We start from the raw sequence: 26,066 nt of genomic DNA, 5'->3' as shown, positions 1-26,066 counted from the left end.
GCAGGTGCGAGGGCGCTTCTTCTGTATTCACCTCTCAAGGAGAGCATCCTCATGCGTCTCAACAAGAGCGCGCTTCTGTTCGCTGCCGTCGTCGCCGCTGCTGGCCTCGCAGGCAGCCCGGCCTCGGCCTCCACGTCCGCCCTGGACCTGCCTGCGGGCGCCCTGACGATCGTCGAGGTCGGCACGGACGCGATGGGCAGCGACACATGGGCCAACCGGAACCGCGAGTTCGTCACCTTCAAGGTCACGGGCGGTGCACCGGTCGACGTCGACGGTCTCGTGGTCCAGGACAACTGGTCGAAGAACAACACGAACCCGCACACCTGCAACAAGTACACGGTCACCGGCCTGCCCGGTCAGGGCTCAGCCGCGATGCTGCAGCCCGGCGAGACCGTCACCGTGTTCAACGGCTCCCGGTGGGGCGGCAACTACAAGAACGGCACCGAGTACCGGCTGTACGCCAAGAGCGACGTCGACTGCGGAGCTTCCGGCCACTTCCTCAACAACGACGCCGACTCGGTGTGGCTGACCTCGGGCGCCACGCAGGTGGCCAGTAAGTCGTGGGACTGGAACGGCGGCTACACCGTCAACTAGGGAGGCCCTCATGCCTACGATCTTTGGTCGCGAGCCCGCGGTCATCCTGGGTTTCCTGAGCGCCGGTCTGCAGATGCTGACGGCGTTCGTGCTGCCTCTCACGCAGGAGCAGGTAGGCGCCCTGAACGCCATCTTCGCTGCGGCGATCGGCGTGTGGACCGCGATCGTCACCCGGGCCGCGGACGGCGGCAGCTCCATCCATTCGGCGGTGCTGGGCTTCGCTCAGGCGGCCATCACGGTGGCGCTGGTGTTCGGTCTGGCCCTGTCGGATGAGCAGACGGCGGCCATCATGGCGTTCGTCGCCATGGCGGCCAGCATGTTCGTGCGGCAGAACGTGTCGCCGAAGCCGGCTGTACGCTGAGCCAGCCAGAGGCGCTGAAGCGCCGTCTGGAGGCATCGTCTCGTTGCTGCTGCGGGCGGCGAGCCATGCCATGAGGGGCCGGGTCATCCTTCGGGGTGGCCCGGCCCCTCTTTCGCGTCCACCTCCCAGAACTGGGAGATGCTGGGAGCAGACCGGGAGGTGGCATGGACGACCCCGAGATCGTCAGGTGGCACGACGGGCGAGACGTCTACGTCTATCCGAATGGAGACCGCTTCTACGTGGACGAGATCGAAGCCATGCGGGCCGGCGCAGAGGAGAGACGTAACCAGCCGCTGAAGGTGGACAGCATCGAGGACATCGGCCGGATGTATCTGGAGGCCAGAGCGAAGGCCGCCAACCCGCCACTCATCTCCCGCAACGTCGCCGTGCTGCTCGGCATCCCGCTCGATGACCCAGACGTAGAGCAGCCATCAAATGCCCATTCAGAGGGCTGATCTGCGGGACTTGAGTAGCCCGCGCGCCAGCGAAACAAACTAATCAAACAGCCGCATACTTGATGTGCGCGACCAACGCATCGGCCCCTGTTGGGTGGCTGACCTTGCCCCCGCTCTGGTCCTCACGGACCGGGGCGGGGGCTTCTTCGTGTTGTACGGCCTCTACTCGGATTCCTTCACGAGCCGCTTGAACTCGGCCCAGAACTCCGGGCTACTGTTCGCCTGCAGGCTGCGGAGGGCTGATGACGCATCATCAAGGCGGACAGGGATGCGGCGTCGACGAATGCCGGCCGCAATGGCGGCCGCGTGGACGCTCTTCTCGCCGCGCTGGACCGCGGCAAGTTCCTCAGGGGCTTCCCTAGCCAAGCGGGCAACATCTCTACCAGTAGTGTCGTCCGCCAGACTTGACGGTGATTCACCGTCAAGTAAGTCGGTGCGGGCCCCACGACCTCGGGCCTTGGCCGTACGCAAAAGAATCAGCAGTTCCGGATCGTCAGTGCCAACGATCCTCTCGATTAGATCCATCGACGCTCCCAAGCCCTCGGTAGCCGGGGTAGTGACGAAATCCCCGAAAGACTTGAACGCCACGATGCTCCTAGACTTGGCGTCATATCGCTCCCGCCACGCCTCGGTCTCGAGCACCTTCTTGAGTAGGCGGGGTACGTAGGCCAGTCCGGATTCGCCGTTGTGGACGGCGCCGCGGAGATCGGTGATCAGGTGGTCGTTCTCCACACGAAGATCCACGGTCATTCGGCTTCCTTTCCGGGGGCAGTGCCGGTAGCGAGCCACTGCTGCGCGTAGCGCAGGCGACGCTCGAGCTGCTCTTCGCTGCACTGCCGTACGCCTCGCGATACGGACACGCCGACCAGCTTGTTGAGGTGCCCGTTGACTTTGCTGTGGGGGATGTCGAGGGCGCGGGCGATGCGCTGGGCGGCGGTGTTGTTGCTCTTCTTCAGCTTCTCCTTGCGCTCGAAGGGTGCTTCGGTTGTCTCGAACGAGGGCGCTGGAGCGGTCGGCGCGGTTGTGCCTGCATTGCGGAGCAGCTTGGCAACGAGCGCCGTCGGCATGGCTACCGTGGTGGGGTCCATGCGCTTGATCTGCTCGGCGTTGGCCAGTTCCACCGGCGTGATGGTGTCCGAGTCGACAATCACGCCCTCGTCGGTGGGTGTGGCCGAGATCGGAGAGAACAGGGAGAACAAGGGCTGCTCTCCCGAGGGGCCGGCGTTGGCTTCGCTCTCTCCGAGGAGTTCTGCTTCCTGCTGGTCGAGGATGTGGTCGCGCTGCTGCTTGATCTGCGCGGCCATCTCGCGGAGTCTCGCGTCGTCAGGAATGTAGAGGTATGCGGTCGGGTCGTCTTCGCCGGGGCGGATTCGCACGAGCCGGCCGACCACCTGGCGGAAGAACAGCTCCGTGATCCATGGGGTGGCGTACACGCCGACGCGGAGCCGCGGGATGTCGACACCTTCGCTGACCTTGCGAATGGTGACGATCCACGCTGCTGTCGAGGACTTGAAGGTCTTGATCCTCTCATCCGCGTCGGGCTCGTCGGTGATGGCGAGCACCGGTGATTGACCGAGGGCGGTGAGCAGCTTGACGACCTCGCGGGCGGTGAAGGAGTCTTCACAGAACACGATGCCGCCGGCCTGCGGGTCAACCGTTCGCAGCTCGCTCAACTGTGCGTCGGCCTCCTTGAGCACCGATGGCAGCCAGTCGCCCGTCGGCGACAGCGCGGTGCGCAGGCGGTGGGCGGCCTCGCGGTCGTTGAGTTGATCCTCGAAGGTCGCTCTGCGGGAGTCGCCGTTCGGAGCGGTCCATTCCATGAGGCCGCCGCGGCGCGGGAAGAAGACCGCGCGGACCACGCCGTCGGCCAGTGCCCGGTCGTAGCCGTAGCGGAAGTCCGGGGCGCCGACCCCATCCACGTAGTTGACGAAGGGGATCTCGTCGTTGTCGGACCGGAAGGGCGTGCCCGAGAGGAGGAGCTTCGCGGTGGCCGGCTGGAAGGCGGTGCGGACGCCAGCTCCCCATGCTCGATCGTCTCCGCCGCAGTGGTGGATCTCGTCGAGGATGACGAGGGTTGGCTTCTCGGAGATGAGCTTGCGATAGATCTGCGGCTGTTTGGCGATCTCCGCGTATGTGGCGGCGCACCCTTGCTCGTCGGAGGCGAGACGTCCGTCGGCGGCCTGCCACCCCGGGTTGATGCTGACACCCTGCTTGCCGAACTCCTCGGCCCACTGGCCTTCCAGACGCGCGGTCGGCACGGCGATGACGATGCGCTGGACGCGCCCCGATGCCAGCGCCCGGCAGGCGACTTCGATCGCCAGCCTTGTCTTCCCCGCGCCAGGGGTGGCCTCGACGAGGAAGCCGTTGCCCTCACGAGGCGTCCAGAGGCTGTACTCCCTGAGGGCGTCCTCTTGCCAAGCCCTGAGCTGACTCATGCGATCCCCTTTCTGGAGATTGCATCCGGGGCACAACGCTTCACCGTTGGTCACGTCCGTAGCGCCGCCTCTGGAGTGAGGCATGACGTGATCGCCGTGCCAGCCTGGCTGTAGCTCCTCACCGCAGCGTGCGCAGCGGCCGTTCGTAGCCAGGAAGAGGGCGGCCCTCTGGGATTGGTTGAAACGGCGGCTCACCGCGCGCCTCCCCCGAAGCATGACGCGGCGGCGTTCCCGTTAACGCACACTGAACCGCGCTGACTCGTGAGGCACAAGGATGCATGAATCAACGCCGCTCTGTAGCGATTCACCACCAGACGCGAAGGGTTCTCATGGATGAACCTAAAGTGATAGGCACACCAAGCAAGCGCCTTCCGAAGATCATCGTTACAAAATTGATGGCTTATATGTGATGCAAATCACTGCATTCTCTGCGCATCTGGTAGATGATGCTCGCCTTCAATGATCGTTTCGGCTCTGATGATTCTTTTCACGCTGCGTCATGCTGACCGCTCCCCGTACAACTCCCGCACCGCCTCACTCACCTCAGGTGGTACAGGCTCGGTCTCCTGGATGTGGTCCACCAGCGCGGCCCGGAGCCTCGCGCCTGCCATGAGCTCGTCGGCCTGCTGTTGATCCATGAGCGACATCGTGGCCCCAGTACGTGATCACCCGCAGGCGTGTCCGTAGGATCCCGTTTATGGCCGACCTCGACATCCCAGAAGAAGTGATCGCTGCCCAGCGGGCGTACGACGAAGCGGACGCTGAAGTGCACCGCATCGTCGCCTCCATGCCGTCCGGGAGTGCGGTCGCCGCAGGCGAGGCGGAGATCCCAGACGACCTGGCAGACGAGCTGCACCGGGCACGGATGGCCCGGCTGGACCGCATGGAAGAGCTACGAAACCTGCCATGGTGGGACGAGGTGGAATCGGTGCTGAAGGCGGAGATGGCACTGAGGAAAGCGGCCCGTGGTGACGGACCTCAGGACGCGGCATGACGGTCGGCGGGGAAGTCCAGCACTTCGACTAGGTCTGCGAGGTCGCCCACGTGGTGGAGGACGCCTGCCAGGTTGCCGTAGTAGCCGAGCAGGTAGCGGCGCTTCCCTACGGTTTGGGTGACCTTGAAGCGCTGGTAGCCGTTCAGCACGATGACCTCGATCTCGATGCCTCGGGGTCCTCGCCAGCGTGTCACGCCAACAGAGTAAGCAAACCGGACAAACGAATACAATCCGGACCTACGGGTATGGGGTTCGATGGGATCGACCACCCACCAGAACGCCTCGGCTAGCAGGGGGAAGCCGGGGCGTTCGTATGAGAAGACCCCGGCCGCGAGGTTCGGGCGGCCGGGGCTGGATATGTGAACACCGCTAACGGTGCTGGGTGCGGGCCGGTGTCAGCTCTGCTGCTGTGACGCCGGATCCGACTTGATCTCCTGCAGTCTCACCATGGCCTCTTGCGCTCTGCGCGCATCGGGCGCCGTCAGGTATCTGGAGATTTCGTCGCGGATCTTCTCTTCCGCTTCCTGGGTCCAGTCGGACGACATGTGCTCTTCTCCTTTCGTCGATGATGGGGGCGCCGATATGTGGACACCCTCAAGGGGTGCTGGTCAACGAGGTGGTTCCTCGCCGAACTTCTCGTCCGCCCACTCCTCGACGCGGCGGGCGGTTTCGGCCGTGATGTGGGCGGCCACCCCGGTCAGGGCAACGGCTGCTGCTGGGCGGGCTTCCGCCACGGTCACGTCCTGGCGTGCGGAGTTGTGGCCTCATGGCGGGTAGCCGTGCCGCTCAAGCGCATCCTCCACGTAGTCGATCTCCGCTTTCGTGCACTTCGCCCGCGCCCGGTAGTACCGGTCTCGGTTGGCTTCGAAGTCGTCGCCGTCGGGGTCGCCTCCGTACCAGGTCATGCCGAGCTTGAGCAGGTTGCGCACCAGGTTCCGCCGCAGCGGCGGCGGGTCGGGGCTCGGAGTCTTCTTGTTGCTGAACAAGCCCATGACAGGTCTCCGTTCTCGTTGCGTGGCTACTCTGGCGCCCACCAAGTCGTGGCGAGCGCTCGCAAGGTCAGCGGTCGGACGCTGGGCCTTCCTTCGCCCAGGGCGCGTCGATGGTGTGGCCCTTGTCGCACGCCCCGTTGTAGGGCCCGTTCTTGTTCCTGCTGGTCATTGATGCGTCCGCGCCGCAGCCCGCTACTGGGCAGGGCAACGTAGCCAGAAAGCTGCCGTCGCTGCACTCCTGAACCAGCATGTTTCTGATCGCGCGATCACCCACGATTGGCCTCCTTGAGGCGAGGTGGAGCTGACTGCTCCGGAAGCCCGCCACAGCCCCCGCGGTGGCGAGCACCCGCAACAGTCACCCCCGTCAGGCGACGAACGCGTTGAAAAACACGGCCAACTGGTTGGCGCCCGTGAGGATCCCGTCAAACACGCCGTTCACAGCAGCAGCAGCACTGGTGGGGCGAGAGAACAGGTAGAACAGCGCGAACCCGGCGGCGACGTACAGGACCACCTTCTTGGCTTTACCGTGACCCATGATCAGGTCCTTTCGGTGTGATGAGGCTTGAGGGAGCGGACGCTCCGGGCCGCTCTCCTGACCCGCGGGGAAGTGGGGGTCAGGAGAGCGCACCCGCAACAGCCGCTCAGTCGTGCTGGTGGATGCGGAGACGCTTCATTTCGGCGAGAGCGCCTGCGGTGGTGGTGACGCCCACCACTCGGACGGTCTCGCCGCAGCCGCCGCAGTGGATCGCGACGTGAGCCACGCCGTTGACCCACCGCACAGGGTGGTCGAGAGGCGGAACGGACTTGCTCATCGGCCCTCCTGGGTGTCGGTGCAGGCGCCTCCGCAGGGGAGTGCCGGTCGGTAGTGGGCGGCCATGCAGGCACTGATTGCCGCCTCCAGTGGGCGGCCTTGCCTGGTGAAGGACTCGGCGGCCTTATCGGCCCCGTCGGCAGCGGCGCGGAGATCGATTCGGTGAGGCATCAGCCGAACCACTTCCGTAGGCCCTTGGGGCGGGCGCCAGCACGGAGGAGCTCGTTCTCCTTGAGCTGGGCCGCCTTCCGCTTGCCGAAGGTGCGGACCAACGTCTCTTCGGCCTTGCGCCGCTCGGCGCCGGTCACGCCGTGACCGTTGGCGGCCCTGGCGAGCTTGCTGGCTTCGCCGGCCTGCTGAGCCTGTCCCTTGGCCTTGGCCAGCTTCTCGGGCGGCATCCTGTCGAACATGATTCCTTCTTTCTTGATCGGTTGAGTCGGGTATTGCGGTGCGGGTGAACTGGTGGGGACGCAGCGTGGGGGATCTACTCAGGCGGCCGGGACGGCGAGTTGGCGACTCGGATAAGGCACCAGACCCCTGCGACGATCAGCACGCCGACCACGACCAGGACCGGCACGCGAAGTGCTGGGTTGGCGACAGCCAGCACCAGCGCGCACGGCATCCCGATCACGGCTACGACGATCAATCCCAAGATCTTCACGAGGTCCATGTGACCTCCCATCGGTTGATTGGAGCGGATGCTCCAGGCCCACGCCCGACACGGATGCCGGTCGGGCGTGCACCTGCAGCCGCCGCTACGCCACCGCGGACACCGGGGACTGCTGGGAGCGGGCACGCCCGCGGACCGCGGTCTTCAGCCCGGCAGCGGGCGCGAACTTGACCGTCCACGACTCGCCGATCCGCATCGGCTGCCCGGTCTGCGGGTGGCGGCCGTCACGGGCCGGCGTGTGCTTGCGCTTGAAGCTGCCGAAGAACTGGATGGCGACCTCGCCGCCGTCGGACACCTCGGCCTGGATGGTCTCGGTGATCCCGGCGAGGACGTCGGCGACGGCCTGGCGTGAGTGGCCGGTCCGGCGGGCGACGGCGGCGATCAGTTCGGTCTTGTTCATGATCTGGTTCCTTCTGATGTGTGGGGAGCGGGATGCTCCGGACACCCCTCCCGAAGATCGGGGGAGAGGTCTCCGCAACCACCGCGAGTGACCGTCTGGGAGGTGCAGTCGAGGGGGCGTCTCGTGCGCTGCAAGGGTTAAGGGGCGCTGAGGAAGGTTAAATTTTTAGTCCCTGGGTTAAATCCGGCGATCAGGCCGTTGACCAGGGAGAAGTTAAACGCGGTACGGGGTTAAGCGGGTTAAGCGAAGGGCTACATGAAGGGCTTGGAAGGCGATGGCTGAACGGCCTCCGCTTAACCCGCGCCGTCTTCGTCGGCGGCTCCGGCTGCGGCAATCTCGGCCATGCGGCCACGGATGGTGATCGGATCGATGAGGTGGCGGTTCTTCGACGAGGGCACCTTGACGCCGAGCGCATCGAGCTCGCGCACCAGCTCCAGGCGGTCGCGAAGCAGCGCGTAGGGGCGATGCCGCGAGTACGTGGACTTCAGGGCGGCCAGCGCCTGAGCGGCCGGCACTGGGTCGGCGCCGATCACGTCAAGCAGGTCCGCCAGCAGGTCCCGCCTCTCATCGTCGAAGGAGGTGCCGCCGAGGATTGCCTTCTCGCGTATCGCCATCGCCCGTGCCACGACGGAGCCCATCTCGGCGTAGGGCACGTAGTAGGTGCGCAGCAGGCCGGCCTTGGCCTGGAAACCGGTGGCCATGCAGGTGCCGATGTCGCCTGGCCCTTCCTCTGTCTTCGGTTCCAGCCCTACGGCGGAGATGCCTTGCTTGTATGAGCCGGTGCCGAGTACCGCGTCGTTCGACGTCTGATCGCCGATGGCGAAGCACGCCTTGTTGGAGATGACTGCCATCAGCTTGCGAGGCAGCGACGCCGACGACGGCTCGGGAGTGGCGAAGATCAAGGTGACGGCGTACTTGCGGGCGGCACCCATCAGCTTCACGCACAGTTCCTCGGCTTCCTCCCCATACTCCTCGTGGAGGAATAGTGCCTGGCATTCGTCGATGACGATGATGCGCGGGCGTAGCCGTGCGTCCTTCTCGGCGAGTTCCCTGGTCACCGCGGGCGCGCCGTGCTCCTTCAGCGCGTTGCCGCGGACGCTGAGTTCGGCGTAGGCGTCGCGCAGCAGGAACAGGCACGCCTCGACGACCTCGTCACCCGGGCCGGTGAGCAGAGTCCGCAGCCGGGGCTTGAGCGGGTCGTAATCGGCGTTCGTGGCGAACACGAACACGTCCACCTCGACCAGCCAGTCCAGGATGGCCCCCAGCAGCAGCGTGAGGATCATCGTGGACTTGCCGGAGCCCATCATGCCCGCCAGCGCATAGTTCTTCTGGAACAGCAGCCCGATGACGGTCTTGCCGCGAATGTTCCGCGACACGGGGACGCCCTCGAAGTAGTCGGCGGTTCCGTCCTTCAGCAGCGGCCAGTCGGGCAGAGGGCCGGTCAGCGACCCCTGGTCGGCCACCCACAGGTCAAGTACGCCGGGCTGCTTCTTCGGCTCGGTCGGCCACACCTCGACCGGCAGGCGGACGAGATTGTGCGCGAGCACGGACTTCTTCTGGTTGATCATCTCGACGGTGACGCCGGGCGGCGGCTCCAACTGGGTCCGATAGCCTTCGCCGTCACGCTGGGTCGGCAGCACGATCCGCGGTCTCCAGCCCGCCTTGAACGCCTTGTTCAGCGGGGCGATACCCAGGTGCTTGAGCGCGTTGATGATCGCCGACTCGTCGGGGATCCGATCCCGGCCACTGCTATCATCGGCCGAGCCCGGCTCAACGGCCCATGCTGGCGCTACCTCGGTCTCGCGCCCGGCACGGTGGCCGGCCCACACCAGCAGCAACGGCCAGGCGAACACGAACACTGACCAGGCGACCGACAGGGCGCCGATCACCCAGCGGAGCACGCCGCCGAGCCACAACCACACGTCAACCCACTCGCCGGCGCCGGTCAGCCACACGAGTGTCGCGACCAGCACCAGTAGCACCAGCAGTCCGAGCAGGACCCCACCAGACAGCATCGCCATCTTGAGCGCGAGCAGCGGCAGCTTCATCAGCCGCTCCCCGCGGCGGGTCTTCGCCTCATCGAGCTTGTCGAGCCACACGGCTAGTGCCTCCAGGTTGCCGGTCGCGTCCGCGATCCGAATCTGCTTGCGGATCCGGCCGATCGTCAGCCCCTTCCACAGGCGGACGATCCAGGAGTGCCAGCCGGCCAGGACCAGCGCGCCATGCTGGGCCGCAGTGCGTGCGACCTTCTTGGCCGCAGGGTTGGGCCGCAGCACCGTGACCTTGTCGACGACCACGGACGGCAGGAACCGGGAGCGTTCGGGCTCGTCAGAGACGATCTCGCCCTCGTAGACCTGCTCGACCTCGCCGCCGCCTTGCAGAGCCAACTCCTTGTGCTCGTCGTCCTCGGACAGGGGCAGGTCGGGGGCGTCCTCGCCGTGGCGGATCAGCCGCAGGTGCTCGGATCGTGCCTTCTCGCTCACGCTGCCTCCACGCGTCCGATCGGAAGAGGCGGGTTGAGCAGGTCGGTCAGGTGCTCCCGCACCACGGAGGCGATGAATCCCAGAACCTCGATCGCCTTGGCAGTCACGGTCAGCACGACCAGGGCGACGCTGCCGGTGAACTTGAACGCGAACACCACCACGCCGACGACCGTCAGCGCTGTGCCGCGGCCCCACCCGTTGGCGCGGGCCGGCTCCCACAACTCACTCAGCGTCTTGGCGTTGCCGACCTGGCGACGATTGGTCGCCAGGATCAGCGCGAGCATGACAAGCAGGAAAGTCATCAGAGGACTCATGACCGTCTCCCGTGCCTTCTGTTGATGAGGGCAAAGTAGGCGTCGCTGCCGAACTCGGGGCACGCGCATGGCGCTTCGAGACAGAGAGTGCACCGGATCTTGCTGGCGTCGGTCTCGCCGCCCAGGTAGGCGTCCAGGTCGGGCGACCACTTCGCGCCGAGCTCGTCGAGTACCTCACGGGGATTCTTCGGCTGGTTGTTCTTGGTCATGATGCAGTCACCTTCTTCGGGTCGGCCTTGCGCTGCTCGTACCAAGGCAGCTCTGAAACCCAGGTCTTCCGTAGGCGGGAAGCCAGCGTGTGGTGTGCGCTCGCTTTCGTGGCCAGTTCCATGACGGACGGGTAGCGACCTTCCTGCCGTTCGGCGTCCCAGAAGTCGCGCATGACCTTGGTTTTTGGCTGCTCATCCGGCTCGGGGTCCGGCTCAGATTCGGGGGCCGGCGTGACCTCGTCCGTTACTCGGTTCGTGGTCACGGGCGGTGTCACATAAGGGGTCACGGGCGGTGTCACATAGGAGCCGTTGGTTGAGGCCGGATCGGCGGGCGGAGAGTCCGGGTCCGTGACTCCTTCCGTGACCCGTCTCGTGACAAGGTTCGTGACCACGGAGGAGGTCACATCCGGGGTCACGGACGCGACTGGACGGCCGGCGATAAAGGCGGCCATCGACGTCACCGCCGCCGACACCTCGGGGTCGTGTTGAGAGCGGAGCGCCTCGCTCCACTCGTTCATCGCCTCCGCGAGCTGGACGGCCTCGTGGTGCTTGGCGGCGCCGGTGACAAGCGGGTGGTCCGTCTGGGTCCACGGCCCGGAGGCGGTCTCGAGTAGGTCGCACAGCGTCTGTGCGCCACCCAGCGTGCCGACCTGGTCGAGGAGCGCCCACTTCATGCGGTCGTCGCGGGCAAGTCCGGTGTGTTCGACCGCCTGGTCCAGTCGCTTGTCCAGCGCGGCAGCCGCCCTACGGATCTTCCTGGCGGAGGCGCCCGCGGCGCGCAAAAGGTGGAGCTTCTTGGCGGCCAGTGCGACCCGCGTGATGCGCCGGTGGGCATCTACCTCGGACGCGGTCCGGTCGCTGGACTCCGCCAGGCCGAGCCGCACAAGGACCCGCTCGGGGGTGATGCGCCAGTGGATGCCAGACAGGCCGCGGAGCTTGCGCCGCTCGAGCCGCATGCCACGCTCCCACAGCCATGCCGCCACCAGCGGGGCAGCTAGGCGGAACACGACCTCGCCTGCGCTCTTTGTGTCCAAGCTGGCCAACACGGCGGTGAGTCCGGCGAGGACCCAGACGGCGATCCCGTCGAGGCCGGCCGTGTAGTTCTCCCGCATGCTGCGGCGGGCACGCAGGGCGGAGATGACGATGGCGCCCTCGATGAACGCGAAGAACAGCACCCGCCAGAAGCCCTCAAGCTTCAGCACGTCCCCGGCGAACTTCCACATGCCCGACGCAGAGACGGCGGTGGCGATGCCGGCCATGACCCACGTGAGGATGTCCTCGAGCTCGGGCGGCTTGCGATCGACGCTCTTGTTGCTGGTGCGCTGGCGTCCTCGCAGGGCGCGGGCAGCGTGACGGAGGCCGTCGGCGACGGCTCGCGTGGTGAACCAGGTGACGATGAGCGAGCAGACGCCGACGACGGTCCACACGACCCAGTCAGGCGGCAGGTATGAGGTCCAGTCCATCAGGCGCTCCTCCGGGGCGGTCGGCCGGTCTTCCACTCCGCGCCCCGCCCGCCCTCGTCGCTGGCCTGCAGATGCACGACGCCAGCGACGCGCAGCAGCTCCAGGTACCTCCACACCTCGCGCACGGTCAGGCCGAGCGTGTCGGCGGCGTCCGTCGTTGAGATGCCGTTCTTAGCGATCTCAAGGAGGCGCTTGCGGACGGCTGGCGGGACTGTCGGGCTGGGGACCGCCTCCTCAGGGGAGACGGTGACGGGCGGCTTCATGGCAGGGGGTCCGTTCAGTCGTGGTGTGCGGGGGTCAGCGGAAGATCCAGGGGACGTCCTTCTCGGCGTTGAGGACCTCGCTGTTGCGGCGCAGGTACTCCGGGTCGTCTGCGCTGGTCTCCGGCAGGTCGGCGAGGTTCTCGCGGGCGTCCCGCAGCCTCTGGCGGGCAGCCCTCCGGTCGTTGCTGCGCTGCCGTGCTTGCTCGTTCTTCGACATGTCGATCTCCTTGGGGTCAGATGATGAACAGGGCCTGCGTGACGCCCTCGCCGGGCTCGTCGACCTGGACGGAACCGTCCCACCAGGCGACCTGGAGTTCGCTGGCGATAGTGAAGGAGTCCTCATCGTTGGAGGCGTCCTCGGTCCGGTGGAAGATCGTGTCGTCCGGGATGGCGAGGTCGGCGATCGTGTTCCGCAGGGCGTCGAGGGTGGCCACCGGGTGGAAGGTGCCGTCATCGGCTACGCCTTCCGGGTGCTGGGCGGGGTAGATGAAGAACGGCGCCAGCTCGGCACCCTCGTCGGTGGCGGCGCAGCGCTCGTAGCCGTTCCAGTGGGTGACCTGCAGCTCGGTGGCGGGCGCGTACTGGTCCGCCTCGTTGCCGTCGCTGAGGGCGAGGATGACCGGCGTGTCGCCGGGCAGGTCGGCCAGGACAGCCAGGGTCTCGCGCAGCTTCTCCACGCTGTACATGGGGTGGAAGTCGGCGTATCGCGCCATCGGGTCGGCGGCGGTGTCGGACATGGCGATCTCCTTTGGAGGTGGTCTGTCGTGCCCGTTCAGGGCCTGCTCCCTGATGCGCCGGCGTGGATACCGGAACGGGGGCTGGGGGTCAGCAGGCTTTGCAACTGTCGGCGTGCCGCTCAGCAAGGACGGCGGCCACATCCTTGAGGGATGCGCCGCACCCCTCGCACGACCAGTCGCCGACCGCGTAGTTGAGCTGGCAGCCAGTGGTGCCCGTCTTGTTCCAGATCACGAACACTCCGCCCTTGTTGCGGTAGCGGAGGGTGTCCTTCATGTCGATCTCCTTCGGTGCTGTGGTGGTGAGCCCCCGCCCCGGAGCGGTGTGGGTGGATTCCGGACCACGTCCGCGGGCGGGGGAGTCTGGGAGATCCCGTCCAGGAGCCGAGCGGCTGCGCGGTGGGATGAGAGCGCGGCTCCTGGACGGGAGTAGAGCCCCGGCTGCCGTGGGCCGTGGAGGGACAGGCAGCCGGGGGGTCGGTGGGGTCAGGCGCCGTTCAGGGCCCGGGCGTGGTCGCCGTGCGCCCTCTCGGCCTGCGCCTCGGTGCCGAAGAAGGTCTTGCTCTGCGTGTTGCACGAGCAGGACCACCGGTACTGAGGGCTCGGCGTGGGGACAGGGACGATCGTGAGTTTGTGGGCAGTCATGTCGATCTCCAGGTGAGTTGGAGGGATGGCCCGGCCACCGCTGCGAGGGTGGGTGCGGTAGCCGGGCCTGGTCATCGCGGACCGTCCGCAGCAGGGCGTTCGGTCTCGCAGTAGGTGGGGTGCTCCATGTAGGCGCACCAGCCGCACATGCAGGCGCCGTTGGCGAACTGGAGGTGGTCGGTGACGACCATGTCGAGCTCCCAGGTGTCGAGCAGCTCGGGAGGCTCTTCCGGGTAGGAGCGGCCGGTGCTGGTCATCGCGTCCTCCGCGAACAGGAAGAGCAGCGAGGGTCAGTGCAGTCGCGGGTATCCACCGTGTGAGCCAGAGCCCTCGGGGGAGACGTCATCTCGCGTTCGAGCTTGGCGATCGCGGCGATGATCTGCGCGTCGGTCATCACGCACCCCCGTTCGGCCGGGGCATCGCCCGGCACTTCTCGGCGTGCGCCTGCGCCCACTTGCGCATCTTCTGCGTGGAGCGGTGACCGCCTTCGTCGTGCTCGTCGACCATGCGGTCGTTGGTGTAGTCCCACACCCGCTGGGTCCACTCGACCTTCTCCGTCGCCGCACAACCGGTGCAGATGGCGAACGTCTCGGTGGGGTCGGTGCTGGTCATGTAGCCAGCCCGCTCGGTGATGTCGACGGTGGCGCCGCCGATGGTGAGGTAGCGGGCGACAGTGTTGGCGGGCCAGGCAGCCGTGTGGTTGGAGGTCACCGGGACACCGCCTGACGACGAGTGCGGAAGTCGTTGAGAGAGAAGACGTTCGGCGGGAGCGCGGCCGGCGCCTGCGTGGGGACGGCCAGCCCGGCCACGATCAGCAGGTTGTTCGCCTCCTGTACGTGTCCTCTCGCCCGCCAGGCGTCGGCGGTGACCTGGACCGCTTGCAGCCTCTCCGGGGAGAGGGTGGTGCTGAACGCGGGCTGTGCCATGATGGGGGCGTCCTTTCATGCTTTGACCGGTCTGGAGGACACGCGATTGGGCGGCATCGTCTTGGCGGATGAGGGCCGCCCTTCGCACGTCCAGGGAAAGTGCGTTCATTAGCTGGCCGCCTCAAGGCTGTTGCGCCACTCGGCGGCGAATTCCTCGAACTCGATCCGGCGCCCGGTCTCAACCTGCGCGACGAACTCCTCTACGAAGGAGCGCAGGATGACGCGAGCGCGCCCGTAGCTGGTGCCAGGGAACTTGCCGTTGCGAAGTCCCGAGTACAGGTACTCCTTGGAAGCGCCGAGGACAGTCTCGGCCTCGCCGACAGACATGAACCGCGCTCCCACGCAGGCGGCGCACGCCACGGTCTCTGTACGCCCCACGCTCGTGATGGGCTCCTCGGTCTGCATGCTCGTCACCGTACTGCGTACCGCGAAAGGCCGCAAGCATCCGTTCGCGAAAAGCCGAAAGGCTATCCATGCGGTGAGGTGCGGGTTTGTTGATCGACGTCCTTACTGCCTTACGAGTAAGGTGGCAAGGGCGTAGGTGCATTCGCATGCGAGGAGGCTCATGGAGGACTCGACGTGGACCAACGTTTCTGCTGACTACGTACGCCCTCAACAGTCAGGCGAAGCCGATGCCTGGACGACTGAAGCTGCCACTCAAGGAGGGGTGGGGTCGAACGAACTGCGAGAGGTCGCCCAGGTGCAACCGCCGACAGCCATCGCTCGCGCATTGGGACTCTCAGAGGCAGAGCCCGCCATCGTCCGCCGACGATTGGTGCTGCTCGATGGCACCCCGGTCGAGCTCGCTGACTCCTTCTATCCCTTGCAGGTTGCTGCTGGTACACCTCTCGCCGAACCACGTAAGGTTCGCGGTGGTGCGGTGACACTCCTCGCCGAGTTGGGGTTCCTCCCTCGGCGTGTCGTAGAAACAGTGAGGTCAAGACCTGCAACCGACGAAGAGCGTGACCTCCTCAACCTCGGCCCACATGACTGGGTTCTGGTATTGAGTCGAGTCACGCACGCAGGGGACGATCGCCCGTTCGAGGCCACTGTGATGACGATGGTTGCCGCGGGGCGAGAGCTCCGCTATGAGATGACGATCTGAAGAGTAAGGATGACGGCTGTGGTCAAGGAGCCAGACAAGAGCCAGCATGTTGCCGCTGACCTGCGCGACAAGGTCATGACGGGCTTTTACGAGCCAGGAGAGGCGCTGCCATCCACGGCACGCCTAGTGGAGACGTACCAAGTCGCGGCCTCGACCGTGTCCAAAGCAGTCGGCATCCTCAAGGAGGAAGGGTTCCTCCGGGGCGAGGTTGGAAGGGCCGTATTCGTCCGGAACAAGCAGCCTTTCGTTGTTGCGGCCACCGCCTACAAGGAGCCGTCCCCGCGCGGCTACAAGTACGACTTGCTGCAGGTCGCAGAGGTTGACCCGTCGAAGGAGGTGTCGCAGGCCCTCAGGCTGGCAGAGGGCGAACGAGTGGTTGTGCGCAAGCGGCTGCTCTTGTGGGACGGCGATCCAGTCGAGCTCTCCTGGTCGTACTATCCGTTGTCCTTCGCGGCCGGCACTCCGCTCAGCAGGAAGGCGAAGATACGAGGTGGGGCACCGCAGGTGCTCACGGACCTCGGCCTATCCGAGAAGGCATTCGAGGACCGCGTTTCAGTCCGCCAGCCGCTAAAGGAAGAGATTGACGCCCTTCGTCTTCCCGCCAGCGTGCCAGTCTTCCGGCAGTTCCGAACCGTCTACACCGACAACAACCGACCGGTTGAGGTATCTGTGCTCATCAAGGGTGGACACCTCTTTGAATTGCTCTATCACCAGCCCGTGCTACCTGAGAAGGACAGCACGACGAACCGCTAGTCAATGACGTCTTATATCTCTCTAGAGAGACCCAACAGTGCCCTGACCATGGACTATCCGGCAAAGGTGATCCTTCATATCTTCCACATGACTGATCCATATCTCCTGCTCGTAGCGAGGGCGCTGCATGGGATTCTGGACGCGGTGGACGAAGGACGACTTCGAGAAGTGGTTCCAAGCCCGGTTCGATCAGTGGGTCACTGAACGGCTGGACACCGAGATCAACCAGCGAGTTCAAGCGTGGCTGAGCAACGCCGACGACCGACTCCAGGAAGGCGTGGGCGCCCATTTCGAAGCCCACTTCGACCCGCGGTTCAACGACCGCATCGGGGCATGGAAGGACCGGGAACTCAAGAAGGGGTTCGACACCTGGGTCGCCAACTGGTTCGACAACCTCTTTACCGTCTACGCCAACACATGGGCGGACAGCTCCGGCTTCCAGGAGCGGTTCGACCAGCGGTTCAAGGACGTGTTCGAGGAGAGCCTCAACAGCGCCGTCAAGGCGCGCATCGCTAATGAGATCAGCGGCCAGATTGACCGGCGCATCGAAGTATGGCTGATGGCCGCTCGTAAGGACCTCCTCGACGCGGCAGGAAGCGACGGGAACCAGACAGACAGCACCACGCCGACGGCGACACCTGAGCCCCCTGAAGCCACGAGGGAGGCCATGACCGCGACGGCTGCTCAACTCGCTAAGTGTCTGGAGAAGGGGCCACTCCAACCCCGGCGAATCCGCAGGCTTCTACAGGGCATGGAGATACCGGGCACAAGGCCGGCCGCCTACCCGGTCAAGGAAGCCGCAGCCGCGCTGCTCCTACGACGCAGCCGGCAGGCCAGAGATCCCGGCGATGAACCCCCACCTCGCGAGTCGGCCTAGTCGCGTGTGGTGTCGGGTATTTGGTACACCCTCACGCTTCTGTTCTCTGCAGGTCATCGAGCGAGACAAGCAACTGAGTGGCTAGGGCGAAGTCCAAGCGACGAAACGCGTCCAAGGGCACCTCGACGGCGTGCTGAAGCAGGACTGCCTTGAGCCCGGCCGCGGGCCGATATAGGTCCGCCACCACCCCGAACGGTTCGGCATCGCGGGCGGTGTAGACGAGCGCCTTGTGGCGCAGCCGCGGGCACATCGCGCGTGCGACGGGGATGCACGCCCGGCAGCACGGCGGCACGTGCGTGAACGGCATGCCGCCTCCGGTCGTCCCTGGAGGTTCGGGCATCAGCCACCAGATCCGGCCGTCGTCGTCCACCGTGGACCGGCCGCACACCTGGCACAGTAGGCGCATCATGCAGCGCCGTTGCCTCGGAGTATTGATCAGTTTCCAGAGCGGGCGCCCGGTCTTGGTGATGCCCTGCCGATACCACAGCGCCCCGTACAACCGGTCCGTCTCGACGGCGTCGACATAGGAGAGACGTATCCCCTCGGTCGCCTCCGCGGACGGCTCCACAACGAGTTGGTAGGCCAGGGCCTCACCCTCGTAGGCGGTGACGTACGGCACGGGCATTCGCGTCGGAGCTCTTGTCATGTGATCGCCTGACCGCTGGTCCACGCGGCGATCCACGCCTCGTTGGAGGCCACGCGGTCTTGCAGAGCACTGGCGTCGCAGGTTCTGATCCGCAGGAAGCAGCCCACACTGATCGCTTCAACAGGAACGGTCTCGTGCCGGAGAGCCGTATAAGCGCCACTCTCGGCGTCGTACGAGGTTGAATAGCCAGGGATGCACGGCACCGCCGCACGCAGACGAGGCGGCTCGTACCTGTCGAGAGCGTGAAGCCACCAGACTCGGGGCGGGTCAGGGGCCGTCACGTCGGATCCCCCGCCCGGAACTCCGACTCCGCGGTCAGGGCGCACACCCGTGGGGACCGCATCTGCCCGGCGGGCTGGTGCTTCTGCTGCCACGGGTGCTGCTCGGGCGAGTGGGGGCAGCGCACGCGGTCCACGGATGGGTCGCGCTCAGTAGACCGCCAGCCGACCTCTTCGATGACGATCGGCTTGTCGCAGTACCCGCACCTCGTAGCAGGGCTCCATCGTGGGTACGATTCGCTCACTCGGACCTCCATCGTCCGACAGGGCCTGATCGAGCGTTCGCCGCGCTGGTCAGGCCCGAAGTCTCTCGGGTGCGTATCGTCACCATAGACCAAACGTTTGGCAACGTCTGCCCCTGTCGGACAACGTGGGCGGCTGAGGGGCCACGCCAGGGGACATTTACGGTCCGTGGCCATGGAGATCGACCACGACGGCCGGAAGCCGCTCAAGTACCAGCTCGCTGATCTGCTGCGCGAACAGATCATGTCGGGCGAACTGGCGCCGGACCGGGCGATCCCCTCCGAGCAGCAACTCATGCAGCGATACGAGTTGGGTCGGGACACGGTCAGAGCCGGAGTCGCCATCCTGAAGGAGGAGGGCTACCTTGTCGCCGAGCGAGGCCGGGGAACGTTCGTACGGCCGCGCGAGGAGTGGCCGGCCCAGTGAACGGACTAGTGCGTGAAGGCGCGGCGGCGCGGGCCCGGCAACCCACCGACTGAGGGGGGTTGATTCCCGCGCCGCCGCTTTTGCTTGCCTTTCCCGCAAAACTCTTCGAGGAAACCTCAGATGTCGGAGGATCGGAAGGGTACGCATGGGTGGTCCTGGCACCGCCTAGGACGGCCCGGGTAATTCCCGGATCGCCTGGGCTCGCCCAGGTGCTACTACCTTCTCTCCATGATCAAGTGGGAGCCGAAGTATCGCTACGAGGAGGTCGCCGACGATCTCCGCGAGCGGATCCACAGCGGCGAGTTCCCGCCCCGCACGGCGATCCCGGCCATCCCGCGCATCATGCAGCAGTACGAGGTCGGCCGGAACACCGCGTTGCACGCTGTCGCCGTGCTCGCGGAGGAGGGGCTAGTGGTGATCAAGCGGTCGCAGGGCACGTTCGTGGTGCCGCCTGAGGACCGCCCGGCCTGATCAGGCCGCGTCGGGCACCTGTGTGATGAGGAGCTGCTCGTCCAGGGCTGCCACGAGGGCGTCCAGGCTCGGCTCGATGATGAAGTGCCGGACGCCGGCCGTGGTCTGCTCTGCGGGCGTCTGGGTGATGCGGAGGGCGATCCAGTCGCGGGCGCGGCGGCGGATGGACCATGCCGGGTAGGTGTGCTCGACGATGTGGAGGCGGCGTTCGAAGTCGCGCATCTCGATGGTGGTGGGTGGCGGTTGGGTCATTCAGGCCCCCTGGGTGCTGCTGTTGCTGTGGGTCCCGGCTGTCTCCCCTGCGCCGGGACTGACAGCATGCGTCGTCACATACGTGAACGGAAGATGTGCTTGAAGTTTCACGTGACGGTCGATCGGCCGTCAGCCGGGCCGGCGCGTGACGGGTACGGCGGGTGACGGTCTGGCGGCTCCGGTTCGATTCGCGATGGATTCGCGATGATCAGGCGATGATGCGAGGGCTTGCCGAGGGTTCGCTGATAGGGACTGACACTCTGACCTGCCCTTACGGGCTTCCTCGCTGGTCGCCCCGATGCGCGAATCTGCATGGTAAGGAGAAGGTCAACGGTTCGATTCCGTTTGGGGGCTCGCATTTTACGCCCGACCCGGAAGTCCACGGGGTCGGGCGTTTCTCGTTTGTGAGGGCACGGCCGCCGCTGCTCGGGCCTTCCGGGGCCGCGGGTATGGCGCATCTTTTCGTTCAAGTCCGAAATTTGAGATGTGGCTGATGGGCCGCATTCCGGCTGGTCCATAGCCTAAGGAAAATGGCAAGGTCAACCTGGATCGCTGCAGTGGTCGTGATCGTCGCCATCGCCGTGACGGCCGGCGCCGCCCTGGCGATCGGGATCCTGCTGCTGAGCACCAAGCGCGAACACCGGAGCCCGCAGGTCGCCGCGGCCGTCCGCGGCTCCGGCTCGACGGCGCAGAAGGGCGCGATGGACGCCTGGCGCGCCGATTTCGAGCGCACGCATCCAGGGCTGCGGGTGACCTACGACGCCACCGGCTCGGGTGACGGCATCCGCGACTTCGTCAGCGGGCGCAGCGTGTTCGCCGGCTCCGACGTCCCGATGAACCCGCAGGAGCAGGCGGCGGCCGACCAGCGGTGCGGGGGCCGCGCCATGCACCTGCCGATGGTGATCGGGCCCATCGCGCTGGCCTACAACCTGCCGACCGTGCCGGATCTGAAGCTCTCGCCCACCACGCTGACCGGCATCTTCAGCGGGCGCATCACCAGGTGGAACGCTCCGGAGCTCGCCGCGGACAATCCCGGCAGCCGCCTGCCGGACACCGCGATCCGCGTCTTCCACCGCTCCGACGACTCCGGCACCACCCACAACTTCCTGTCGTACCTGAAGGCGGCCGGCCGCTGGCCGCACCAGCCGTCCAGGAGGTGGAGCGGCGCCACCGGGGAAGGGGTGGTGAGCTCCAGCGGCATGGCGCAGGCCGTCGCGCACAGCCAGGACTCGATCGGGTACGTGGAGTACGGCTTCGCCAGCAGCGCCCGGCTGGAGATGGCGAAGATCCGTAACGCCGCCGGGCAGTTCGTCCCGCTCACGCCGGAGAGCGCCAGTAAGGCGCTGAAGGGCGCCAGGAGCGCCGGCCGCGCGGACGACCTCGTGGTGCGGCTCGACTACCTGACCGAGGTCCCGGGCGCCTACCCGCTCATCCTCGTCACCTACGAGATCGTCTGCGCGAACCGGAAAGACCCGGTGGTGCTCACCTTCCTGAACTACACCGCCAGCGACGCCGGCCAGTCCTACCTCCCCCTGTACGGCTACGCCGCGCTTCCCGACGACCTGCTCGCCAAGGTCCGCGGGCGGCTCGGTGCCAGGACCTGAGCACGCGGCCGGTGTGCGGGGGTCCGCGACCGCTGCTACGCTGATCACCCCTCGGGGTGGACGGCAGACGGGGCTGCCGGGTATTTGATTTCGGTTGTCGGGGGTTCCTGAGGCATACTGGGAGCACCCCACCTGACCGGGTGAGTTACGAATGTGCTCGCCGTGTCGGGTATCCTCTACGGGCCGGGCCTTTCCGGCTCAAAGGCGGAGTAGCTCAGTCAGGCAGAGCAAACGGCTCATAATCGTTGTGTCGCCGGTTCAAGTCCGGCCTCCGCTACTGCCCCAACCCAGGTCGTCAGGCCTGGGTACGGGCGTGTCCATGTCCCGAACGTAGAAAGGCACTCCCAAGTGGCTGCCACCGACGTTAGGCCGAAGATCACGCTGGCCTGCCAGGAGTGCAAGCACCGCAACTACATCACGCGGAAGAACCGGCGCAACGACCCGGATCGGCTTGAGCTGAAGAAGTACTGCCCCAACTGCCGCTGCCACCGCGCGCACCGCGAGACCCGATAGGGCCTCCGGGCAGGGCTTCTGCCCTCCTACAGACATATCGCACAACCGGCGTCCCCTAGCAGGGCGCCGGTTTGTCGTGTTTACGGGCGTTTTCGCGCCGCGCGGTTCCCGGGCAAAAAGCAGCCCATCCCCAGCGACAGCCGAACCTTGTTCTGTTAGCGTCGGCCCCATCAGCGCTGGGACGACGGAGACATGCGAGGGAGCAGCGATGGCCTTGAATCGTGACTTCGTGGGCAGGACCTACCCGCCGAGTGCCCCGTACGAGGTCAGCAGGGTGAAGATCAAGGAGTTCGCGGCCGCGATCGGCGACAACAACCCGCTCTACCGCGACAGGGAGGCCGCCCAGGCCGCCGGGTACCCCGACGTGATCGCGCCGCCCACGTTCCCCATCGTGTTCAGCCTGCAGAGCGGCGGAGAGGCGCTGGTGGACCCCGAGCTGGGGCTGAACCTGGCCATGGTGGTCCACGGCGAGCAGCGGTTCGAGTACGTACGGCCCGTCCACGCCGGCGACGAGCTGGTCATGACCTCCACCATCACCGACATCCGCACCGCCGGCGCCAACGAGCTGCTGACGGTCAGGAGCGACATCCGGACGGTGGCCGGCGAGCCGGTGTGTGTGACGTACAACACGATCGTCGAGCGCGGAGGGGCGGGCTGAGATGACTGCCACGGTGAGGTACGACGAGGTCGAGGTCGGGCAGGAGCTGCCGGCGGCGGAGTACCACGTGCGCCGGGTCAACCTGGTGATGTACGCGGGCGCGTCGGGGGACTTCAACCAGATCCACTGGAACGAGCGCTTCGCCAGGATGGTCGGCCTGCCCGACGTGATCGCGCACGGCATGTACACGATGGCGCAGGCCGGGCGGTTCGTCACGGACTGGGCGGGCGATCCGGGGGCGGTGGTGGACTTCGGGGTGCGCTTCTCGTCGATGGTGGTCGTGCCCGACGACGACCGGGGGGCGCCTATCTCGGTGAGCGGGGTCGTGGAGGAGAAGCTCGAGGACAAGAGGGTGGTCGTCGGGCTCACCGCCAGGTCGGGCGACGCGAAGGTGCTCTCCAAGGCCCGCGCCGTGGTGCAGCTCTCGTGATAGGGAGGGCGGCTCCCGGGTAGCGCGTGTCCGTATGAATGATGCTGCGCGACAGGTCTGGCCGACGGTTCGATCCATCCCCGTGTCCGCGGTGACCGATGCCAAGCCGCCCGGCCACCTGCGGCCCGCGCGGCCGGAGGAGGTGGCGGGCGGCACCGGAACCGGCCGCGACACGGCAGGCGGCGCGGCACTCGGCGGTGGCGGGCGGGCGCCCGGCGTCGGCACGGCGGGCACCCGGCCCAAGGGCACGCACGCCAGGCTGAACCCCGCCGCCGAGCTGGGCTTCTCCGGGGATCCCGGGCAGCACGGCGATCCCGGTGACGAGATGTTGCACGCCCAGCGCGTCTGGGACGGCACGCTGGCCACCAACCGCCTCGACCACCTGGGCGTCAACACCGAGCGGCAGCGCGTGGAGACCAAGGGCGTGACGGTCGGCGCGAGCCTGCTCGTGGACGGCTGGCCCGAGGACGTGCGCAGGTGCCTGCAGTCGCTGGTGGACCACACGGACGCCCGCGTGCTCGCCCTCGACCTGGGGAACGTGGACGGCGCCGGCGACGTGCTGCGCGAGCTGGCCGAGCGGCACCCGGAGCGGATCGCCGCCTGGCACGTGGCCGAGCAGCCGCACTGGCGCGGCGGCACCGCGACCTGGGGCGAGAGCCGGGCCAAGCTGCTCCAACTGGACGAGTCCGAGGTGCACGTGCTCATGGACACGGACGTGGCGCTGCGGGGCGACGCGCTCACCCCGCTGGTCGCGGCGGTCGTGGCGGGCGCGGTGGCGGCGGGCTGGACGGGCGTGGAGCCGTCGGACGGCGCCACGGCCCAGACCAGCATCGGCATCGTGCCGCAGTGGCGGCAGGGGCCCGGCGGCGAGGGGCCCGAGTGGCGGGAGGCCGGGCCGGGGAAGGTGCGGGCGCTCACCGGGGGGCTCCTGGCCGTGCGCAGGGCGCAGGCGATCGGCGCGCTGCCCGAGGACGCCTGCTACGGCGCGTACGCCGACCTGGAGTTCTCGCTGGCGCTGCCCGGCGACCTGGTCGTCCCCGACGAGCAGCCGCCCGTGGAGCGGCTCGGCAGGCACGACGTGCCGCCCGCCTACCTGGACCGGGAGTCCCGCCGCAACTACGACGGGGTGCTGCGCATGCTGAGCGCCTCCTGAGCCGCTGAGCCAGGACGGGGGGTGCTGCGCATGCCGAGTGCCTCATAAGCTAGTTGCTCATGGAGATGCTCGCGCCGTACACCACGCTGCGCCTGGGCGGCCCCGCCCGCGACTTCGCCGAGGCGACCTCGGCGGAGCAGCTCGTGTCCCTGATCGCCGAGGCCGACATGAACGGCGTCCCCACGCTGGTGCTCGGCGGGGGCAGCAACGTCGTGGTGTCCGACGCGGGCTTCGACGGGCTCGTCGTCAAGGTCGCCACCGAGGGCGTGGCCGTCTCGCGCGACGGCGAGCAGGTCGTGCTGGTGGTCGAGGCGGGCGAGGACTGGGACCGGCTGGTGGCCCGCGCGGTGGCCGAGGGCTGGTCGGGCATCGAGTGCATGTCCGGCGTGCCCGGCCTGGTGGGCTCCACGCCCATCCAGAACGTCGGCGCGTACGGGCAGGAGGTCGCCCAGACGATCAGGTGCGTGCGGGCCTACGACCGGCGCACCCGGCAGGTGGTCGACCTGGAGGCGCGGCAGTGCGGGTTCTCCTATCGCGACAGCCTCTTCAAGCGTGACCTGAGCAGGTACGTGGTGCTGGCGGTGACGTACGCGCTGGACATCTCGGATTTGTCCGGCCCGCTGGCGTACGAGGAGCTGGCCCGGAGGCTGGGCGCCGAGGCCGGTGGCCGGGTGCCGCTCGACCGGGCCCGTGCGGCCGTCCTGGAGCTGCGCAGGGGCAAGGGCATGGTGCTCGACCCGGACGATCCCGACACGCGCAGCGCGGGCTCGTTCTTCACCAACCCGGTGCTCACGCCGGAGCAGGCGGCGGAGCTGGCCGGGCGCGCGCCGGGGCATCCGCGCTGGGAGCTGCCCGGCGGGCTGATCAAGGTGCCGGCGGCGTGGCTGATCGAGCATGCGGGTTACCCGAAGGGGTACGAGCGCGGCCCCGTACGCATCTCCACCAAGCACACGCTCGCCCTCACCAACCCGACCGGGAGCGCCACCGCCGCCGACCTTCTGGCCCTGGCCGGGGAGGTGCGTGACGGGGTGCGCGAGAAGTTCGGGGTCACCCTGGTCAACGAGCCGGTGCTGGTGGGCTGCTCCCTCGGGGAATAACCACCGGACGCGGCCTGTTATGGTGGGTTGGAATTACCGAAGGGGAGTAGTCCCAATCGCGTGATCGACATACTGGCGCCTCCGGGTGCCCGGTCGCGCGGGCCTTTCAAACGGGCGGACGAGACCTTCGGCCTGGCAGTCATGACCAAGACGCTGCCGGGCCGAAGTCGTGCCCGAAAACCTCTCCCCGGGTGCCTGCTTCCGGCCTGGTCGCGCGGAAGAGGACCAGTTGGAAGCTTTCTGGATCAGCACCGTCGCCATCTTCGTGGCCGAGCTCGGTGACAAGAGCCAGCTCATGGCGATGACGTTCGCCACCCGGTTCAAGGCCTGGACCGTGATCCTCGGCATCACCGTCGCCACCCTCGTGGTGCACCTGCTCAGCGTGGCGCTGGGCGGGCTGGTCGGCGACTGGCTGCCGACCACGGCGATCTCGATCGTGGCGGGCCTGGCCTTCCTCGGCTTCGCCCTGTGGACGCTGCGCGGTGACGAGCTGACCGAGGAGGAGTCCAAGAAGGCCCAGCGCACCACCAGGAACGCCCTGATCGCGGTGACCGTGGCGTTCTTCCTGAGCGAGCTGGGCGACAAGACCATGCTGGCCACCATCACGCTGGCGACGCGCTACGACGACTGGGTCGGCACGTGGATCGGCTCGACGGTGGGCATGGTGGCGGCCGACGCGCTGGCGATCCTCGTGGGACGCCTGCTGGGCAAGCACCTGCCCGAGAAGGTCATCAGGTACGGCGCCGCCGCCGCGTTCGCCGTCTTCGGGGTCGTCCTCCTGGTGGAGGCGTTCCTCTAGGAGAGAGCAGCG

At 67.0% G+C, this 26,066-nt stretch carries 45 protein-coding genes, 1 tRNA gene and 1 pseudogene; 17 read left to right on the top strand and 30 right to left on the bottom strand.

Annotation, left to right across the window (positions count from 1 at the left end):
- The first annotated feature begins 51 nt into the window (after positions 1–51).
- The 3 genes from HD593_RS54070 (at position 52) to HD593_RS54060 (ending at position 1,410) form a co-directional block, all read left to right on the top strand.
- Positions 52–594 (top strand): lamin tail domain-containing protein, encoded by a 543-nt coding sequence (locus tag HD593_RS54070; protein ID WP_185110610.1) that lies wholly within the window; start codon positions 52–54, stop codon positions 592–594.
- A 10-nt stretch (positions 595–604) separates the two neighbouring features.
- The gene (locus tag HD593_RS54065; RefSeq protein ID WP_185110609.1) at positions 605–955 is read left to right on the top strand and encodes a hypothetical protein; all 351 of its coding nucleotides are present in this window, start codon (positions 605–607) and stop codon (positions 953–955) included.
- A 164-nt stretch (positions 956–1,119) separates the two neighbouring features.
- A complete protein-coding gene (locus tag HD593_RS54060) occupies positions 1,120–1,410 on the top strand; it encodes a hypothetical protein (RefSeq protein WP_185110608.1) in 291 nt (96 codons plus the stop codon).
- Positions 1,411–1,572: 162 nt separating this feature from the next.
- Here HD593_RS54060 and HD593_RS54055 read toward each other — a convergent pair whose 3' ends face one another.
- The 4 genes and pseudogenes from HD593_RS54055 to HD593_RS54045 all read right to left on the bottom strand — a co-directional run bounded on the left by HD593_RS54055 (position 1,573) and on the right by HD593_RS54045 (position 4,483).
- Positions 1,573–2,160, bottom strand: coding sequence for a hypothetical protein (locus HD593_RS54055; protein ID WP_185110607.1), 588 nt, complete (start codon positions 2,158–2,160; stop codon positions 1,573–1,575).
- Entirely contained in the window at positions 2,157–3,845 is a 1,689-nt protein-coding gene (locus HD593_RS54050) for a DEAD/DEAH box helicase (protein WP_246547240.1), read from the bottom strand. The genes HD593_RS54055 and HD593_RS54050 overlap by 4 nt, the downstream gene beginning before the upstream one ends.
- 9 nt (positions 3,846–3,854) lie before the next feature.
- A pseudogene (locus HD593_RS65460) lies at positions 3,855–4,061 on the bottom strand (HNH endonuclease); the annotation flags it as partial.
- A 281-nt stretch (positions 4,062–4,342) separates the two neighbouring features.
- Positions 4,343–4,483 (bottom strand): hypothetical protein, encoded by a 141-nt coding sequence (locus tag HD593_RS54045; protein ID WP_185110605.1) that lies wholly within the window; start codon positions 4,481–4,483, stop codon positions 4,343–4,345.
- Between the two features lie 59 nt (positions 4,484–4,542).
- Here HD593_RS54045 and HD593_RS54040 point away from each other — a divergent pair, with 59 nt between their 5' ends.
- The gene (locus HD593_RS54040; protein ID WP_185110604.1) at positions 4,543–4,839 is read left to right on the top strand and encodes a hypothetical protein; all 297 of its coding nucleotides are present in this window, start codon (positions 4,543–4,545) and stop codon (positions 4,837–4,839) included.
- Here HD593_RS54040 and HD593_RS54035 read toward each other — a convergent pair.
- The 23 genes from HD593_RS54035 to HD593_RS53930 all read right to left on the bottom strand — a co-directional run bounded on the left by HD593_RS54035 (position 4,824) and on the right by HD593_RS53930 (position 15,154).
- Positions 4,824–5,033: a hypothetical protein gene (locus HD593_RS54035; protein ID WP_185110603.1), complete on the bottom strand. Its 210-nt coding sequence runs from the start codon at positions 5,031–5,033 to the stop codon at positions 4,824–4,826. The two genes, HD593_RS54040 and HD593_RS54035, sit on opposite strands and share 16 nt — an antisense overlap.
- Positions 5,034–5,234: 201 nt before the next feature.
- The gene (locus tag HD593_RS54030; protein WP_185110602.1) at positions 5,235–5,384 is read right to left on the bottom strand and encodes a hypothetical protein; all 150 of its coding nucleotides are present in this window, start codon (positions 5,382–5,384) and stop codon (positions 5,235–5,237) included.
- A gap of 63 nt (positions 5,385–5,447) precedes the next feature.
- Positions 5,448–5,573, bottom strand: a complete 126-nt coding sequence (locus HD593_RS64105) for a hypothetical protein (protein ID WP_281402523.1) — start codon at positions 5,571–5,573, stop codon at positions 5,448–5,450.
- A 30-nt stretch (positions 5,574–5,603) separates the two neighbouring features.
- Positions 5,604–5,831 (bottom strand): hypothetical protein, encoded by a 228-nt coding sequence (locus HD593_RS54025; protein ID WP_185110601.1) that lies wholly within the window; start codon positions 5,829–5,831, stop codon positions 5,604–5,606.
- A 67-nt stretch (positions 5,832–5,898) separates the two neighbouring features.
- Positions 5,899–6,105 carry a hypothetical protein gene (locus HD593_RS54020; RefSeq protein WP_185110600.1) on the bottom strand — a complete coding sequence of 69 codons (207 nt, stop codon included), beginning with the start codon at positions 6,103–6,105 and terminating at the stop codon, positions 5,899–5,901.
- A gap of 90 nt (positions 6,106–6,195) precedes the next feature.
- Positions 6,196–6,366, bottom strand: a complete 171-nt coding sequence (locus HD593_RS54015) for a hypothetical protein (RefSeq protein WP_185110599.1) — start codon at positions 6,364–6,366, stop codon at positions 6,196–6,198.
- Positions 6,367–6,472: 106 nt separating this feature from the next.
- Positions 6,473–6,643, bottom strand: coding sequence for a hypothetical protein (locus tag HD593_RS54010; protein WP_185110598.1), 171 nt, complete (start codon positions 6,641–6,643; stop codon positions 6,473–6,475).
- A 169-nt stretch (positions 6,644–6,812) separates the two neighbouring features.
- Complete coding sequence (locus tag HD593_RS54005) at positions 6,813–7,052, bottom strand: hypothetical protein (protein ID WP_185110597.1); 240 nt, start codon at positions 7,050–7,052, stop codon at positions 6,813–6,815.
- Positions 7,053–7,126: 74 nt separating this feature from the next.
- Positions 7,127–7,312 (bottom strand): hypothetical protein, encoded by a 186-nt coding sequence (locus tag HD593_RS54000; protein ID WP_185110596.1) that lies wholly within the window; start codon positions 7,310–7,312, stop codon positions 7,127–7,129.
- An 85-nt stretch (positions 7,313–7,397) separates the two neighbouring features.
- Positions 7,398–7,712: an HU family DNA-binding protein gene (locus HD593_RS53995; RefSeq protein WP_185110595.1), complete on the bottom strand. Its 315-nt coding sequence runs from the start codon at positions 7,710–7,712 to the stop codon at positions 7,398–7,400.
- Between the two features lie 293 nt (positions 7,713–8,005).
- Positions 8,006–10,195 (bottom strand): hypothetical protein, encoded by a 2,190-nt coding sequence (locus HD593_RS53990; RefSeq protein WP_185110594.1) that lies wholly within the window; start codon positions 10,193–10,195, stop codon positions 8,006–8,008.
- Entirely contained in the window at positions 10,192–10,509 is a 318-nt protein-coding gene (locus HD593_RS53985; RefSeq protein ID WP_185110593.1) for a hypothetical protein, read from the bottom strand. Before HD593_RS53985 ends, HD593_RS53990 begins: the two co-directional genes overlap by 4 nt.
- Positions 10,506–10,718, bottom strand: a complete 213-nt coding sequence (locus HD593_RS53980; RefSeq protein ID WP_185110592.1) for a hypothetical protein — start codon at positions 10,716–10,718, stop codon at positions 10,506–10,508. Before HD593_RS53980 ends, HD593_RS53985 begins: the two co-directional genes overlap by 4 nt.
- Entirely contained in the window at positions 10,715–12,181 is a 1,467-nt protein-coding gene (locus tag HD593_RS53975) for a hypothetical protein (RefSeq protein WP_185110591.1), read from the bottom strand. Before HD593_RS53975 ends, HD593_RS53980 begins: the two co-directional genes overlap by 4 nt.
- On the bottom strand, positions 12,181–12,444 hold the full coding sequence (locus HD593_RS53970) for a hypothetical protein (RefSeq protein WP_185110590.1): 264 nt from the start codon (positions 12,442–12,444) through the stop codon (positions 12,181–12,183). The genes HD593_RS53975 and HD593_RS53970 overlap by 1 nt, the downstream gene beginning before the upstream one ends.
- A 34-nt stretch (positions 12,445–12,478) precedes the next feature.
- On the bottom strand, positions 12,479–12,661 hold the full coding sequence (locus HD593_RS53965; RefSeq protein ID WP_185110589.1) for a hypothetical protein: 183 nt from the start codon (positions 12,659–12,661) through the stop codon (positions 12,479–12,481).
- A gap of 16 nt (positions 12,662–12,677) precedes the next feature.
- Positions 12,678–13,181 carry a hypothetical protein gene (locus tag HD593_RS53960; protein WP_185110588.1) on the bottom strand — a complete coding sequence of 168 codons (504 nt, stop codon included), beginning with the start codon at positions 13,179–13,181 and terminating at the stop codon, positions 12,678–12,680.
- A gap of 88 nt (positions 13,182–13,269) precedes the next feature.
- Complete coding sequence (locus tag HD593_RS53955) at positions 13,270–13,455, bottom strand: hypothetical protein (protein WP_185110587.1); 186 nt, start codon at positions 13,453–13,455, stop codon at positions 13,270–13,272.
- Positions 13,456–13,664: 209 nt separating this feature from the next.
- Positions 13,665–13,823: a hypothetical protein gene (locus tag HD593_RS53950; RefSeq protein WP_185110586.1), complete on the bottom strand. Its 159-nt coding sequence runs from the start codon at positions 13,821–13,823 to the stop codon at positions 13,665–13,667.
- 71 nt (positions 13,824–13,894) lie between these two features.
- On the bottom strand, positions 13,895–14,080 hold the full coding sequence (locus tag HD593_RS53945; protein WP_185110585.1) for a hypothetical protein: 186 nt from the start codon (positions 14,078–14,080) through the stop codon (positions 13,895–13,897).
- Between the two features lie 136 nt (positions 14,081–14,216).
- Entirely contained in the window at positions 14,217–14,534 is a 318-nt protein-coding gene (locus HD593_RS53940; RefSeq protein ID WP_185110584.1) for a hypothetical protein, read from the bottom strand.
- Positions 14,531–14,749 (bottom strand): hypothetical protein, encoded by a 219-nt coding sequence (locus tag HD593_RS53935; protein ID WP_185110583.1) that lies wholly within the window; start codon positions 14,747–14,749, stop codon positions 14,531–14,533. The genes HD593_RS53940 and HD593_RS53935 overlap by 4 nt, the downstream gene beginning before the upstream one ends.
- 108 nt (positions 14,750–14,857) lie before the next feature.
- Positions 14,858–15,154, bottom strand: coding sequence for a hypothetical protein (locus HD593_RS53930; RefSeq protein WP_185110582.1), 297 nt, complete (start codon positions 15,152–15,154; stop codon positions 14,858–14,860).
- A gap of 160 nt (positions 15,155–15,314) precedes the next feature.
- Here HD593_RS53930 and HD593_RS53925 point away from each other — a divergent pair, with 160 nt between their 5' ends.
- The 3 genes from HD593_RS53925 (at position 15,315) to HD593_RS53915 (ending at position 17,484) form a co-directional block, all read left to right on the top strand.
- On the top strand, positions 15,315–15,854 hold the full coding sequence (locus HD593_RS53925) for a GntR family transcriptional regulator (RefSeq protein ID WP_185110581.1): 540 nt from the start codon (positions 15,315–15,317) through the stop codon (positions 15,852–15,854).
- A gap of 9 nt (positions 15,855–15,863) precedes the next feature.
- Positions 15,864–16,607 (top strand): GntR family transcriptional regulator, encoded by a 744-nt coding sequence (locus tag HD593_RS53920; protein ID WP_185110580.1) that lies wholly within the window; start codon positions 15,864–15,866, stop codon positions 16,605–16,607.
- A gap of 127 nt (positions 16,608–16,734) precedes the next feature.
- The gene (locus tag HD593_RS53915; protein ID WP_185110579.1) at positions 16,735–17,484 is read left to right on the top strand and encodes a hypothetical protein; all 750 of its coding nucleotides are present in this window, start codon (positions 16,735–16,737) and stop codon (positions 17,482–17,484) included.
- Positions 17,485–17,515: 31 nt separating this feature from the next.
- Here HD593_RS53915 and HD593_RS53910 read toward each other — a convergent pair whose 3' ends face one another.
- Both HD593_RS53910 and HD593_RS53905 read right to left on the bottom strand, forming a co-directional pair.
- Positions 17,516–18,103: a hypothetical protein gene (locus HD593_RS53910; RefSeq protein WP_185110578.1), complete on the bottom strand. Its 588-nt coding sequence runs from the start codon at positions 18,101–18,103 to the stop codon at positions 17,516–17,518.
- 304 nt (positions 18,104–18,407) lie between these two features.
- Positions 18,408–18,653: a hypothetical protein gene (locus HD593_RS53905; protein ID WP_185110577.1), complete on the bottom strand. Its 246-nt coding sequence runs from the start codon at positions 18,651–18,653 to the stop codon at positions 18,408–18,410.
- 172 nt (positions 18,654–18,825) lie between these two features.
- On the opposite strand from HD593_RS53905, the gene HD593_RS53900 reads away from it, so the two are divergent.
- Positions 18,826–19,077: a GntR family transcriptional regulator gene (locus tag HD593_RS53900; RefSeq protein ID WP_185110576.1), complete on the top strand. Its 252-nt coding sequence runs from the start codon at positions 18,826–18,828 to the stop codon at positions 19,075–19,077.
- A gap of 228 nt (positions 19,078–19,305) precedes the next feature.
- Positions 19,306–19,548: a winged helix-turn-helix domain-containing protein gene (locus tag HD593_RS53895; RefSeq protein ID WP_185110575.1), complete on the top strand. Its 243-nt coding sequence runs from the start codon at positions 19,306–19,308 to the stop codon at positions 19,546–19,548.
- Here HD593_RS53895 and HD593_RS53890 read toward each other — a convergent pair whose 3' ends face one another.
- Complete coding sequence (locus HD593_RS53890) at positions 19,549–19,800, bottom strand: hypothetical protein (RefSeq protein WP_185110574.1); 252 nt, start codon at positions 19,798–19,800, stop codon at positions 19,549–19,551.
- Between the two features lie 530 nt (positions 19,801–20,330).
- Between HD593_RS53890 and pstS the strand changes: the two genes are divergently transcribed.
- The 8 genes from pstS (at position 20,331) to HD593_RS53850 (ending at position 26,054) form a co-directional block, all read left to right on the top strand.
- Positions 20,331–21,404, top strand: a complete 1,074-nt coding sequence (pstS, locus tag HD593_RS53885; RefSeq protein WP_185110573.1) for a phosphate ABC transporter substrate-binding protein PstS — start codon at positions 20,331–20,333, stop codon at positions 21,402–21,404.
- Between the two features lie 203 nt (positions 21,405–21,607).
- A tRNA-Met gene (locus HD593_RS53880) sits at positions 21,608–21,681 on the top strand.
- Between the two features lie 71 nt (positions 21,682–21,752).
- The gene (gene rpmG, locus HD593_RS53875; protein ID WP_019632658.1) at positions 21,753–21,917 is read left to right on the top strand and encodes a 50S ribosomal protein L33; all 165 of its coding nucleotides are present in this window, start codon (positions 21,753–21,755) and stop codon (positions 21,915–21,917) included.
- A gap of 208 nt (positions 21,918–22,125) precedes the next feature.
- Positions 22,126–22,575, top strand: coding sequence for a MaoC family dehydratase N-terminal domain-containing protein (locus HD593_RS53870; RefSeq protein ID WP_185110572.1), 450 nt, complete (start codon positions 22,126–22,128; stop codon positions 22,573–22,575).
- Between the two features lies 1 nt (position 22,576).
- A complete protein-coding gene (locus HD593_RS53865; RefSeq protein WP_185110571.1) occupies positions 22,577–23,005 on the top strand; it encodes a MaoC family dehydratase in 429 nt (142 codons plus the stop codon).
- Between the two features lie 91 nt (positions 23,006–23,096).
- The gene (locus HD593_RS53860) at positions 23,097–24,158 is read left to right on the top strand and encodes a glycosyltransferase family 2 protein (protein WP_185110570.1); all 1,062 of its coding nucleotides are present in this window, start codon (positions 23,097–23,099) and stop codon (positions 24,156–24,158) included.
- Between the two features lie 59 nt (positions 24,159–24,217).
- The gene (locus tag HD593_RS53855; RefSeq protein WP_185110569.1) at positions 24,218–25,255 is read left to right on the top strand and encodes a UDP-N-acetylmuramate dehydrogenase; all 1,038 of its coding nucleotides are present in this window, start codon (positions 24,218–24,220) and stop codon (positions 25,253–25,255) included.
- Between the two features lie 229 nt (positions 25,256–25,484).
- Positions 25,485–26,054 carry a TMEM165/GDT1 family protein gene (locus tag HD593_RS53850; protein WP_185110568.1) on the top strand — a complete coding sequence of 190 codons (570 nt, stop codon included), beginning with the start codon at positions 25,485–25,487 and terminating at the stop codon, positions 26,052–26,054.
- Positions 26,055–26,066 lie beyond the last annotated feature (12 nt).

Source organism: Nonomuraea rubra (assembly GCF_014207985.1).
GTDB lineage: Bacteria > Actinomycetota > Actinomycetes > Streptosporangiales > Streptosporangiaceae > Nonomuraea > Nonomuraea rubra.
The sequence above is the reverse complement of the archived record's forward strand: the minus strand, read 5'-3'. Positions and strand labels throughout refer to the sequence as shown.